This window comes from Microbulbifer variabilis (assembly GCF_056232115.1).
The window spans coordinates 988,225-1,001,311 of record NZ_CP174325.1 but is presented as its reverse complement, the minus strand read 5'-3'; the positions used below and the strand labels follow the sequence as shown (position 1 = coordinate 1,001,311).

At 47.9% G+C, this 13,087-nt stretch carries 9 protein-coding genes; 3 read left to right on the top strand and 6 right to left on the bottom strand.

Annotated elements, in window-relative coordinates:
* The first annotated feature begins 98 nt into the window (after nt 1-98).
* Nucleotides 99-2,963 (top strand): TonB-dependent receptor, encoded by a 2,865-nt coding sequence (locus ACJJI7_RS04275; protein ID WP_444902576.1) that lies wholly within the window; start codon nt 99-101, stop codon nt 2,961-2,963.
* Nucleotides 2,964-3,098: 135 nt separating this feature from the next.
* Nucleotides 3,099-4,607, top strand: a complete 1,509-nt coding sequence (locus tag ACJJI7_RS04270; protein WP_282952314.1) for a tryptophan halogenase family protein — start codon at nt 3,099-3,101, stop codon at nt 4,605-4,607.
* Nucleotides 4,608-4,758: 151 nt separating this feature from the next.
* On the opposite strand, the gene ACJJI7_RS04265 is transcribed toward ACJJI7_RS04270, so the two are convergent.
* The 5 genes from ACJJI7_RS04265 to ACJJI7_RS04245 form a co-directional block, all read right to left on the bottom strand.
* A complete protein-coding gene (locus ACJJI7_RS04265) occupies nt 4,759-5,058 on the bottom strand; it encodes a hypothetical protein (protein WP_020414371.1) in 300 nt (99 codons plus the stop codon).
* Between the two features lie 43 nt (nt 5,059-5,101).
* The gene (locus tag ACJJI7_RS04260; RefSeq protein ID WP_282952315.1) at nt 5,102-7,012 is read right to left on the bottom strand and encodes a VCBS domain-containing protein; all 1,911 of its coding nucleotides are present in this window, start codon (nt 7,010-7,012) and stop codon (nt 5,102-5,104) included.
* 1,077 nt (nt 7,013-8,089) lie between these two features.
* A complete protein-coding gene (locus ACJJI7_RS04255; protein ID WP_282952316.1) occupies nt 8,090-8,278 on the bottom strand; it encodes a hypothetical protein in 189 nt (62 codons plus the stop codon).
* Nucleotides 8,279-8,288: 10 nt separating this feature from the next.
* Complete coding sequence (locus ACJJI7_RS04250; RefSeq protein ID WP_282952317.1) at nt 8,289-8,537, bottom strand: hypothetical protein; 249 nt, start codon at nt 8,535-8,537, stop codon at nt 8,289-8,291.
* 127 nt (nt 8,538-8,664) lie between these two features.
* Nucleotides 8,665-9,525, bottom strand: a complete 861-nt coding sequence (locus ACJJI7_RS04245; RefSeq protein ID WP_353375583.1) for a DUF3014 domain-containing protein — start codon at nt 9,523-9,525, stop codon at nt 8,665-8,667.
* A 276-nt stretch (nt 9,526-9,801) separates the two neighbouring features.
* On the opposite strand from ACJJI7_RS04245, the gene ACJJI7_RS04240 reads away from it, so the two are divergent.
* Nucleotides 9,802-11,454 carry an alpha-amylase family glycosyl hydrolase gene (locus tag ACJJI7_RS04240; RefSeq protein WP_282952320.1) on the top strand — a complete coding sequence of 551 codons (1,653 nt, stop codon included), beginning with the start codon at nt 9,802-9,804 and terminating at the stop codon, nt 11,452-11,454.
* 60 nt (nt 11,455-11,514) lie between these two features.
* Here the strand turns inward: ACJJI7_RS04240 and ACJJI7_RS04235 are convergent, their stop codons facing one another.
* A complete protein-coding gene (locus tag ACJJI7_RS04235; protein WP_282952321.1) occupies nt 11,515-12,366 on the bottom strand; it encodes a universal stress protein in 852 nt (283 codons plus the stop codon).
* Nucleotides 12,367-13,087: the final 721 nt, after the last annotated feature.

Genomic DNA, 13,087 nt, shown 5'->3' with positions numbered 1-13,087 from the left:
TTCTCCCACCTCCTCCCCCCTCGGGGGAGGATGTTATGGATTAGGGGCCGCCCTAGGATGCAGGGTCTCAACATAACGATAAGTCCAGGGAGAAGATGATGAGTCTATCCAATAAAGGTAAAGGGGCGCTCAGACCCACTTTGCTATCTGCTGCCATCGCGGCCTCCGTGTCCACCTCGGTTGGGGCCTATGCGCAAGAGGAGGAAACACTGGAAGAGGTAACAGTTACCGGTATTCGCACCAGCGTTTTGGACTCCGTTGAAGCCAAGCGCGCCGCCGATGTTGTGGCCGATGTGGTAGATGCGGGCGCTCTGTCATCTCTTCCCGACCAATCAATCGCCGATGCCCTGGGCCGTCTGCCCGGCGTAACCACCGTGCGATCCAACGGTCAGTCCTCACAGCTAAATATCCGCGGTATGAACGGCGACTTCCTGCAGACCACCCTGAATGGTCGTGAGCAGGCCTCTACCAGTGGTTATACCGAAAGTACTCGCTGGATATCTTTTGACCAGTACCCAGCTGAGCTGATTAATCAGGCCGCGGTCTACAAGACTCCGAAAGCCTCTCATATCGAAGGTGGTGTAGCGGGCTCTGTAGAGCTGAAAACAGCCAATCCTCTCGACGCCGAGAAAGAACACAACTTTAATGCCAATGTGCGTATGTCGTTTAACGACGCAGCCGACGACGTCGGTGCCGACGAATTCGGTGAGCGTGTCACGCTGTCGTACATGGGTAAATTTATGGATGACAAGGTGGGCGTCGCTTTGGGTTATTCCCACCTTGAGCAGCCGAACAGCTTTGTAAAGTCCCGCACGGGTGCAGACGCCCAGATCGGTTATGAACCGCCGGCAAGCGATTACGATGGTGACGGCAGCGCAGATGCCTTGCCGCGCGCATTCCAATGGCAGTCAGGTGATGGTACCGATACCCGCAATGGTTACCTGGCCAGCGTCGTTTTTGAGCCTACCGATGGTTTCAAGGCCCAGTTGGATTACTTCAAATCTGACTTTGAGCGTGTGGATACTCGCCACGGTATTACGGTTGGTGGGCTGGCCAATACAGACATGTATACCCTTTCCGATACGGAAGTAAACGGCGGAGTGGTTACCGATGGAACGGTAATTATTACCGATCCAAAAACTGTTTACGATTCCAGCCCCTGGTTTGAATCCCGCTCTGAGGATCAATCCACTCAGGCGGATAGCGATAGTATTGGCCTGAACCTGGAGTGGAATTTTGGTGACCGCCACACTCTGGCCGTTGACTACTCCTATAGTAAGGGCACCAAGACGCGCAAGGATCAGATTGTATCCATGCACGCTTACGACCTGACCTACGATGACAATGGTAACTTAGAGACCTGGGAAGAAGCTGCTGGCCAGAGCTTTGCCTATTCCCTTAATGGTGACGGTATTCCCTCAGGCGTTTTCTCCGGTGTAGATTTCACCGATCTGGATACCATGCGTTTGTCGCGCTACGAAGAGTACCCCCACGAGTACACCGATAAAGTTGAAGCCTTCAAGTTCGATTACAAGTTTGATTTGGAGTGGCGAGCGATTGCCTCTATTGAGACTGGATTCCGTGTCTCTGAGCGTACTTTCGATTCTGAGCGTGGTGCTTTCCTGTACGGTAGCCGCGATGGTCAATTCAATGACTACTGTGCGGATAACCTGTCCGACATCGATTGTGAGCCGCAACTACTGGACGGCTATGTCAGCGTTGAATCCACCAATGGGATACCACAATTCGTAGTCAACGATATGGATGCCCTGGCTTCCAGCATTTTTGGTGCCGGTAATTACGAAGGTAAAAAGGTATTTAGCCAGGACTGGACTTTCGTTGAGTCCGGTGCTGTGAAAGAGGAAGTTTTTGCCTACTACCTGATGGCCAATATTGAAACCCAGCTGGGTAGTATTCCAGTAACTGGTAATTTCGGTGTACGGGTTGTTGAAACCGATGTGAAGTCCAGCGGTATCCAAAATGTGGGTGCTGGCAATGGTATCGAAATTACTGATGACGTGGGTGTAACTTCAGATAGCTACGACTATGTTGAGTACGGCCCCGAATACACAGACACCCTGCCTTCCCTTAACTTGAACTTTGAGCTGACCGAGCAGGACTACATTCGCTTTGCTGCAGCTAAAGTGATGGGCCGTCCGCCGGTTGGGCAGCTGAAGGGCGGCGCTGGCTCCTGGAACAGTGTTAACAACGATGGCGCTACGGAGTACAACGTTTGGACCAAGGGGTCTCCCTACCTCGATCCTTTCCGTGCAAACCAGTTTGACCTGGCTTATGAGCACTATTTCGAAGATGGCGGCGCGGTAACTGCAGCCATTTTCTGGAAAGATATCGAAAGCCTCGTAGAAAAGCAGTATATCTACCTGGACAGCCAGGCAGATCGAACGGCGTTGTTTGATTCCCTGGGCATTGAAATTCCCGTGGGTCTGGAAGCCGGCGCTTTCGAGACTTACGTGAACAACGACAAGGGTGGTTATATTCGAGGCATCGAGCTTGCGGGTACCAAAACCTTTGATCAGCTGCCAGGTATTTGGGCTGGCTTGGGTATGACCGCCAGCTATTCATATACTGAGAGTGAAACCGAAGTGAGTGGCGGTAACCTCTATGGTGAAAACCTGCCGTTGCCGGGCCTCTCTGAAAATGTCTGGAGCACTACAGTATTCTGGGACATCGGTAATTTCAGCTCCCACGTCAATGTTCGTTATCGGGATGAATTTATCCTGAATATGCCGGTACCAGGTAGCTCCACACCTGTGGAAGCACAAGCCTATACCACTGTCGATGCACAGATATCCTACGCATTTGATAATGGTATCGATGTGATTTTCTCAGCGAACAATCTTACTGATGAGGCTGATGTGAAATCCTACGGAGTAGATGGCGTTCTCGGTGAATACACTGAGTTTGGGCGTCAGTTCTACCTCGGCTTGAACTATAGCTACTAAGTATCGCTGATTCTTTCGGTGTAAAACCGGAGATGTGATAAGAGACCGCCCGCTGAGCTACGCTTGCCGGGCGGTTTTTTTTGGAATATCAAATGGCCCGAAAACAAGTGCGGTGCCGAATTTTTGAGAGTCGCCATGAGCAATCAATGTAAAAAAATAATTATTCTTGGCGGGGGTACCGCTGGCTGGATAACCGCCAATCTGATGGCGACCCATTGGCAGAATAAAGGGTTTGAAATCACCCTGGTGGAATCACCGGATATTGGAATTATCGGTGTGGGGGAGGGATCAACTCCGCCACTAAAGGGTTTTATGGAGACTATAGGGGTTAGCGAATCGGAGTGGATGCCTGCTTGTAACGCTACTTACAAGGTCGGTATTACCTTTAGGGATTGGTCGGTCAAACCGGGCTATACCGAGTATGTTCATCCCTTTGTCGGCCAGCCGGACCAATTTACTATCCCGGCATTTTTTCATAATAGTTATCTGCGAAGGAAAGGCGTTGACCTGGAGGGGCACCCGGACCACTTCTTTCTGGCAACTGAGTTGATCCGGCAAAAATTAGCTCCAGTCGCATCGGAAAACTTCCCCTTTGAAATTGCCTATGGCTACCATTTTGATTCTGGTTTATTGGGCCAGTTCCTGCGGCGTGTTGCAGAAAAGAAAGGGGTTCGCTATAAGGTGGCGACAGTGGCTGGCGCCATGCTCGATGCACAGGGGAATATTGATCACCTGAAAACTTCTGATGGTGAGGTACTCAAAGCGGATCTGTATGTGGATAGTTCCGGCTTTCGTGGAAGTCTCATACAACAATCCCTGAAAATTCCTTTTATTAGTAGCGCTGAGAGTCTGTTTAACGACTCTGCGGTTGTATTTGCTACAGACCAAAAAAGGGAGTATGCACCGCACACTATTTCTACTGCGATGAAATATGGCTGGGCCTGGAAAATCCCACTGACTAATCGCAATGGCAACGGCTATGTTTACAGTTCCCGCTTTGTCGATGATGACAAGGCGGAAACGGAATTTCGCGCTCACTTGGGACTGTTGGACAGTGATGTCGAGGCGCGTAGATTAAAGTTCAAGGTGGGTCGGGTTGCCGAACACTGGGCCAAGAACTGCCTGGCAGTGGGGCTCTCCCAAGGGTTTATTGAGCCTTTGGAGGCAACGGCGTTGGATATGGTTCAGGAAACCGTTGTGCGCTTTATAGAGGCCTATAACAATGGTGATCATACAGATAAGTATAGGGCTGACTTTAATGATCGTATCAGCGCTCGTTTTGATGCGGTACGGGACTATATTGTCTGTCACTACCGTATTAGTTCGAGAACAGATACGGATTATTGGATTGCCAATGGCACTAATGAAAAGATATCTCCCTCCCTGCGCTCAATCTTGATGTCCTGGATGGCAGGCAAGAATATTACTGATGAACTACTGGATCAAAAACTGGATGTCTATTTCCCGAATGTATCCTGGAATTGCCTATTGACTGGCAAGGGAATTTACCCGGGACAGGCGCAGTTACGTCCAGGTAATGAGTTGGCGAACAAGTATAAAATTGAAGAAATTATGGATTTTAATCGTCGCTGTGCCCTAAATTTTACCTCACATATTCAACAGTTGAAGTTACTTGTTTCGTAGATGCATTGCAATCCAGGGATGTTAAGAGCCCCGCGTAAAGCGGGGCTGGAGGTCAGTATAAAGCTGTAACTTCTTGGGCGCACTATATGTAGGCGTCCAGAGAGAAAAATTTAAATAGTCAGTGTTTACTATAGTAAATCGACAGGCTAACTTATTCCTCTCCCTCAGTCTCAAGTTTTTGGGTCTCCTTGATATGTAGCATCCGTTTTTTTCCGCGTTCACCGCGAATTTTTACTCGATCCCCAGTTTTCATACCCTTGCGCTTTAATTCTTCAGCTTCAATAAAGTAATAATGACCACTTTGCTCATCTTTGAGGGAAAAGCGTCTTTCTACCTTTCCCGTTTCAAAGTCTTCAGAAATAATTTCTTCCAAAGTGCCGGTTACGACCTCCTCTGCTTGAGCAAAAACGGCGAGTGTTATACCTGTGATCAGTGTCAAAACTCTAAGCATATTATTTATCCTTCCAATACTTTGTTAACTTTCTCTAAGGTAATTAGTTGTAACTCACTGTGATTACAGCAGATTTCTTGATTGAGTCGGATGATTTGTACGTAATTGTGAGTCCGATTTTTGAGTCAGTGAAGCTATCACCAACCTGCTCTAAAACTGCTACATGGTTGGACGTTCTACCATTGAGATAGTGAACGGTTACTGAATCTTCAAAGTGAGGCCTAGGATTCAGTATATCGTGAGCTACATGGTAGTTAACATAATAGTGGTTTTGTCCATTGCTGCTACCATTACTCTCTATTTTTAATTGCTGGGGAAGAGAGCCAGAAAGCTCTCCAGCAGTTAATTCAATGGCTTCGATTTCCACATCTTGGGATGAGCTGGAAACTTGTTCAACTGTTGTTGTGTACTCAGGGAAGAGGTTATACCACTTCATATATTCTCGATGCGCACTGCCAAATAATCTTGATCGAGAACGATTGCCCATTAATGAGCCATCAGTGCCATATTCACTATCTCCGCTATCGTTAGTATCACCATCATTATTGCTATCCAGGCCTGCATGGCTTAGGCCGATATTATGACCTAGTTCATGTCCCATAACATTTTGATCGGAGAAAGAGGCAACAAGGCTCATACCCCCTCCAACGCTGGCAACACCAGCTCCTACAAGACCAGCTTTGTAAGACGCGTTTGGATAAATGAAGACCTGATGACGCCAGTTGCGTAAGTTTAGTGGCTGGTTATTTTCGTCAACGAGATTATCACTAGCCCACTGGTAGGCTTTGTCACGCCATGTGAAGCCGTCATCTGTATATTCCCCTTCCTGGCCGGCCTCGGCACGGGCAACTGCATCTGCAATGCTTAATGTACCGCCGTTCTCGCTATCTGGAATATTGAAGACCACACAGTCAACAGAGGTATCCTCATTGCCTGGTTCGCCGTAACAGTAGTGCTGTAGAGACTTATCGTTGATTCTATGGCGTAGGAACTTTAACTGCCCAAAAGAGTTTTCTCTATAGGCATTATCCAGTGAATCTTTATCATTGAAGACAGTATTCGCTATGTGAGTAAGATCCCCCTGGTCTGTTGCCAGGCCATCAGAGAAGTTCATTAAAATAAATACTATACTACTCTCTGATGGGTCAATAGTGGCTATGGTAAAAGTAACAGATTGCTCTGTCCCGTCTGTTAATTGAAATGCAATGGTATCTTCAGCTGTTTCACCCTCTTTCAGGCTATCTGCATTGTTGTTTAGCGTAAACTCCCAATCTCCATTCTTTAGAAGTTTGAACTCACCATAGCTACCTGAAATAGTCTCCTCAGGAAATTCTGGAGTATTACCATCGACATCCTCTATCATCATAGTTCCGTTAGCATGCTCTCTGCTATTTACGATCATAGTAGCTAAGGGAGAGCCGGGATCAAAAGTGTAAGCGTCATCAGTACCTGTGACTGATATGGTAATAGTTGTTGTTTTTTCTGTGCTTCCAATGCCAACAGAAAATTCATCTGTAACCAGTTCGTTTGCATTTAGTGGATCAGCCAGATTACTTTCTAGGGTATAGCTCCAATTGCCATCTGAAGAGACTTTCAGGTTGCCATATTTTCCTTGAAGGCCAGTTTCCTCAAAGGTTTGATCTGTGTTGCCGCTATCTATCAATTGACCTGAAGTAGTTATTTCAACATTTTCTGTGACGCTACCCTCACCTCCACTGATTACTCCGTTACTATCTGTGTCATTGCCGGTATCAGTATCTGTATTGCCGCCAGTGCTATTGTCTGAACCGTCATTGCCATTATTGGAATCACCGTTATCGCCACTGCCATCACTTACGGGGTTATTGGCATTGTCATCGTCCGGACTCTGGCCACTGTCACCGCTGCCGCCACCGCAGGCTGTCAAGAAAACGGATAAACTGAAGACTGTTAGTAGTTTTAATGGCTCTCTCATAATTTCTTAATTAATTCGAATGTAGTTGATGAAAATTGAATCGAATTATAGGGAGGGTAAATTGTTATTCTGTGACGTCGGGTATGAATTTAAGGTTTCATTACAAATTATGAACAACCTTAGAGTTTGAAGCAGTTGATTTCCGTCCATATGAGCCAACGGGGGGTAGGTGCTAGTGTGAGGGGAGTATCACAAGCAGGATGCTCATCTTATTAAGGTGCTGGAACTATAAGTAATTTTTTAATGATCTTCGGTAGATAAATAACTGATTATTGTTTCTAAATCTATAAAATCACAACTTTGTGATTTCTGACACATTCTCTAAAGTATGTCTTATGGTTTTATTCTCGCTTTGTTCTATGGCTATTTTTAAATAATGCAATGCTTTTGCTTGGTCTCTGCCATTGGAATACTTTTTACTGTATACCTTTGCTAGTTTAAGAGATGAAGTAGCATGCCCAAGTCTGGAAGACTTCTTATAGAGTTCTATTGCGCGATCCTGATTTCTGTCTACCTCTAGACATTCTTCAAGCATGCGAGTTTGATTAAAATAACCTCATGAAAATTAATTTTCCGTTGCTCGCTCAAACGATTGGAGAGCGTTGAGGTAACCCTTTAGCCTATATTTGGGATTTGAGTAGATCAAGCCCAAGTTTTGCATTGCCACTGCCGAGCCGCCCTCTGCTGCCTGAGTGAGGAGCTCGATTACCAGCCCGAGGTCCTGCTCCACCTCCTGACTACCCTGATAGAGTGAACCTAGATTATAACTGGCCCTGACAGAACCCTGTATTACAGCATACTGATTCTTTTCCGCTGCATGCTGATAGTTCTGTTTTACACCAGCCCTAAGGCAGTGCTGGTAAGGCATCCCAGATTATTTGTCTTGACACAGAGAGCCTACCGGTCGTAGGCGTTTTCGTGGTTGGTCTGTACTAGATTTCCATTGGCATTCAGAGCGCCCATGTAAAACTGATCTTTGATGCATCGACATTTGATGGTAGCTTCTTAGTTTTTCGGGGCTAGCTGTCCATTTTTTTTCTGGTCATACAATTTGTTTTTGGCGATATATGCACTCAGTTAGAGAGCGAGAGGAAATCCTGAATTGGCGGATTTATTCAGATATTCAATCCCCTTGCTGTTATGATCTTTATCGCTTATTTCAAGCAGATAACTGCCATAATGAAAATAAGCAGCGGGAAAATCTGCTTCAATAGCTTGCTTAAATAACCCTTCAATATTTTCCCATTGGCCAGTTGTGCTCCACAATTTCACTGACCTAAAGCTGGTACAGTGGCTGCATAGTGGCTTGGAAATAATACTTCTGTTCTTGTCCCTGGTGCAGTATCTGGGACTTGGATAAATGCACACGCTCATTGTCTTCTGGTGGCCGCCCGGATTTTGCTGGTGCCAGCTCTACTACCCATTCTGGAGCCGGTGCAAAATGTATTTCCAGGGTTGCGTGCGCGACCGAATCGATGAGGATAAGTGCGACAGCCAGCGGCCTGCCGGGGGCAAGATATTTCAAAGTGGGCCTCTATAGGCTTGTTAGCAGGGGCTTTATCGGTAAGAAGGAGATCAGGGGGCGAATAAGATATTGAGAGAGGGCTTTTATTAGCCTGTGCCAGTAGGTTGGCACAGGCTGGTTATGGAAATTACTGGTTTTGTTCCTGTTGGGGCTGTTGTACTGGTATGGCCTGTAGCTTTTCCTTTAGCTCTTTGAGTTTTTCTTTAACTCGTGTGGCGTTATCTGGACCCATACGGATCATCAATTTCTGCACACCGGGCAGTTTTTCCAGTGAAGGGTCGGCAAATTTATAGTAAACCGACGGACGTACCAGCTGGATAGGGCCCTCTACTTCCGGTGCTGCTAGCACTTGGTCAATGGCTTCAAGTACTACTTGGTGGAAGCTTTTATCGCGGATACCCAGTTCACCCCAGGCTTGGGACAAGCGCGGATACCAGTATTGATAGAGACCTACCGCCATATCGGTGTTCATCAGGGCGAAAATTCGCACGGGTTGATCGTAGCGGCGATAGTTATCCGGAGATAACTGGTAGCCTTCCATAGATGAGCCATCGACAATAATCGGGCCGCGAATTGTTTTGAGTGGGCGATGCTTGTGGATCAATTGGCCGCGTGAGCCTGCATTGGCAGCGGCTACCCATTTGCGGATTACCTCCTCGGACACCAGCCAGCGGGATAGTGCGTTATCTGGTGCCAGGGTCATCAGGTCATCATAAGCGGCTTTGTCACTCTCGTTGAGTGGAGGAGGGGGTTCTCTACCGGGTTCTTCTGCCGGTGCGGGTTCTTGGGGTTCTGGAATGGGTGCGGCCACTTCTGGCTGCGCCATTGTTTCCGGTTCGGGGGTGGTTTGGGGCTCTTCGATTACTTTGGTGATGGGAACTTCATTCTTCTTTTCCTCGCCGGTCCACAACCAATAGGCTGCCGCGGCGACGACAATCACCACAATAATTCCGATGATCCACCCTTGCCTAGACTGGTGTTCCGACATTCCCTGCCTCCTTTTTGCTGCTATCAGAATGTAACGGTTGGACCACGATAAAGCCCTGCGGTTTCTCCGTGGTGTATGAGTTTTACATTACTCTCCGTTGCAGCCAGTCGCAAAGGGGAATTGTGCTTTCATGAGGCTTATGGTGAAAAAGGGATATTAACCGGACGCTGCGGTCGCAATAGCCCGAATCTACGCCCCCTAGCAGGAGGATGTGTGTTTTACTGTGCATATTAGAGTGCAATGGGCAAATAGTGAGCGGTGAGACAAGAGGAAATAATGTATAAATTGACCAGCTTTTTGATGGCCTTGCTATTGGGAGCCGCGCAAGCTGCTGTAGCTGTCGAGCCGGTAGATCCTTTCTGGCGTAATGCTACTGTCTACTTTATGTTGCCGGATCGCTTTTTGAATGGCGACACCAAAAATGATTTCCCCTACGAACGGAAAGCTGACGCAGCTTATTTGCGCGGCTTTGAGGGCGGTGACCTGCGTGGGGTGATAGAGAAAATTGAGGAGGGATATTTTAATGATCTCGGGGTGGATGCTATCTGGATGGCTCCGGTGATTGAGAATATCCACGGCTATAACGAGTCCGATAAGCGCACTTATGCTTTCCATGGATACTGGCCCAAGGATTGGACCGCTGTGGATGCAAACTTCGGTACTGAGGCCGAGTTAGCGGAGCTGATTGAAGTCGCCCATAACCGCGGTATTCGCATACTAATGGATGTGATCATTAATCATACCGGGCCTGTTACGGAACAAGACGCGAAATGGCCGGCTTCCTGGTTGAGAAATGGTCAGCAGTGTGACTGGTCTGATTACGCCGGGAATGTTGAATGTGCGATACACGAGAACCTCACAGATATTCTTACGGAAAGTGAAGATGCTGTGGCGTTACCGCCGCAGTTGCTTGAAAAGTGGAAGGATGAGGGACGCTTGGAGCAGGAGCAGAGTGAACTGGATGCATTCTTCGAGCGTACAGGTTATCCCCGTGCGCCCAAGTACTATCTGATCAAATGGCTGACAGACTGGGTGCGTGAGTATGGGGTGGATGGTTTTCGTGTGGATACAGTAAAACATGTAGAGGCAGAAGCCTGGGCAGTATTGAGAAAAGAAGCAGATCTGGCACTGGCGGAATGGAAAGCCAGAAACCCGCATAAGAAACTTGATGACCGTGACTTCTTTATGGTGGGGGAGGTCTATCACTTTGGGGTTAATAACTTCGGTCCCACAGTTGGGCGTGCCTACAATTACAATGATAAGAAAGTGGATTTCTACCGGCATGGCTTCGACAGTTTGATCAATTTTGACTTCGCCCAAGTTGCCGGCCAATCTGCTGAGGAGATCTTCTCCAGCTATTCAGCAGCACTAAATAACGGAGACTTGAAAGGTTTAGGGGTACTCAACTACTTGGGTTCACACGATGATCACCATTCATTTGATCGTGAGCGCGAGCAAACTGTGAGTGCTGCTACCAAGTTGATGTTGGCTCCCGGTGCGGTACAGATTTATTACGGCGATGAACTGGCTCGCCCCATGATCGATGATCGTGCCTATGGAGATGCCTCCATGCGTACCAGGATGAACTGGGATGACCTAAAAAAGCCTGAGACCCGTAAATTATTGGCTCACTGGCAAAAGCTCGGCCAGTTCCGCCAAGCCCACCCGGCGCTGGGTGCTGGTGTGCACAAGAAAATCGCTGATATACCTTACACCTTCGCTCGTACCTTATCCGGCGAGCAATCGGTCGTAGTTGCTATGGATCTGCCTCGTGGAGAAAAGACTGTCTCTGTAGTGGGGGTTTTTGCTGATGGCACTGAGCTGACGGACTACTACTCCGGCAAACGTGCCAGGGTTAAAAGCGGTAGGGTAATGTTTGATACTCAGGCTGAGTTACTGCTGCTCTCGGCCAAGCCGAAGAAATCATAGCAAGCATAAGGCCCGGCAATTTTTCGATTGCCAGGCCTTAAAGGGCTTTATTAAAGCCGCTCAATCGTGTTTCATGTCAGTGGTAGTGAACTGGTTGCACACCATCACGTCCACGTCTAGCTGGCCGATCACTCGTTCGGCGGTGTTACCGCGCAGGAAGGAGCCGGTTTCACCGTACTGGTTCAGGGTTCCCATTACCACCAGGTCCGCATCAATCTCGCGGGCAATAGTTTCCACCACATCACTGGTATATCCCTGCTTCACGTGAATGCGGTGTGTTGGTACTCCGGTTTTGTCTGCGAGTTTGGCCAGCGCACCTCGATCCGGGTAAAGCATGGAATCCAGGTAGGCGTTTACCAAGTGCAGTTCGGCACCATAGTGACCGGCAATATAAGTAGCCCGCTCGCTGATCTGGCGATTTAGCTGGCGCTGTTCCAGGGTTTTAGCCTGGTAGTTCACGGTGGCCAATACCACTTTTCGCTCTTCCTTGGCGCCAGGACGGATTAGAACCACTGGGCAGCGTGCAGTTTTTAATACCTGCCACTTGGACTCGGCAAAAGTAAAGCGGCGGCTGGATTTTGCGTGTACCGGCAAATAGATCATTTCCGCATTGTAGCGCTTGGATTCCTGCACAATGGCTGCTTGCCAGTCGCTGGACCAGCATACAGTAATTTCACAGGATAACCCTGCTTCGGAAATAGGCTCGCGGATTTGCTCGCGAAACCAGGATTCATCACGAAAGAGGTGGTCGTTTACTGCGCGAGTATCTACAGCCTCACCATCAACGGCTACAAACACTGCAAGGCGCGGTTGTGGATTGCGCCCGCGGGAAGTGGTCAGAGCTCGCTCCAGAGCTACATGCTTTTCATCGTTGGGATCCACTACCACGAATACGGTGCTTTGCTGCTCCATCTTTCCTCCAGATCAAAGGGTATTTCTGGTCCCTGCCTTATGCAGTTGACTCTTGGGTCTAATCTATCACGGGGCGATAGTGGCGCGGAGATTTTGTTATTGAAATACGTAGAAATATGCGCCATTTGGCCCTGTTATCGGCGCATAATGAAGCAATGGGGGAAGCACGTATTGAGTTAGATCAAGTTGAGTTGCCAGCAGGGCTATCCTCAGGGGCTATCGATACAATAATCGCTATCTGGCTGAAATACATTACTCAGCTATTAGTGATGGCAGTATTTGTTAGGTATTGGCAATAGTTGCAATTACTGATTTGGACAGGCTCGCGACTTGTGCAGATCTTTTGGGGAATAGCTCCCCTGCGGGAGAAGGCTTCTATAACTGGGCAGTTGCTTTGCTTTAGACGGTTAAGAAGCAAGTCCAACATATCTAGAAGTGATTACCTATTTTAGTGCCGTTGTTTTTATACTAGGGTGCATGGTGCCGTATATTTTAGTTCAGCAGGGAGTGGCAATCTATTTGGTTAGGCATTTTACATTGATTTATTGACACCTTCTCTTCCAGTGAAAAATTTCTTAACACCCTGAATTTGCGGTAATTAAGCGTAATGTAGCGGGGCAACTCCCGAAGGGGCAAGAAAAGCCGTTTGTTAAAACTCACTGGGAGTATTCGCAGTCTATTTCTGCCAAAACAGAGTAGGTAGGGTCACCATAAATTTGCC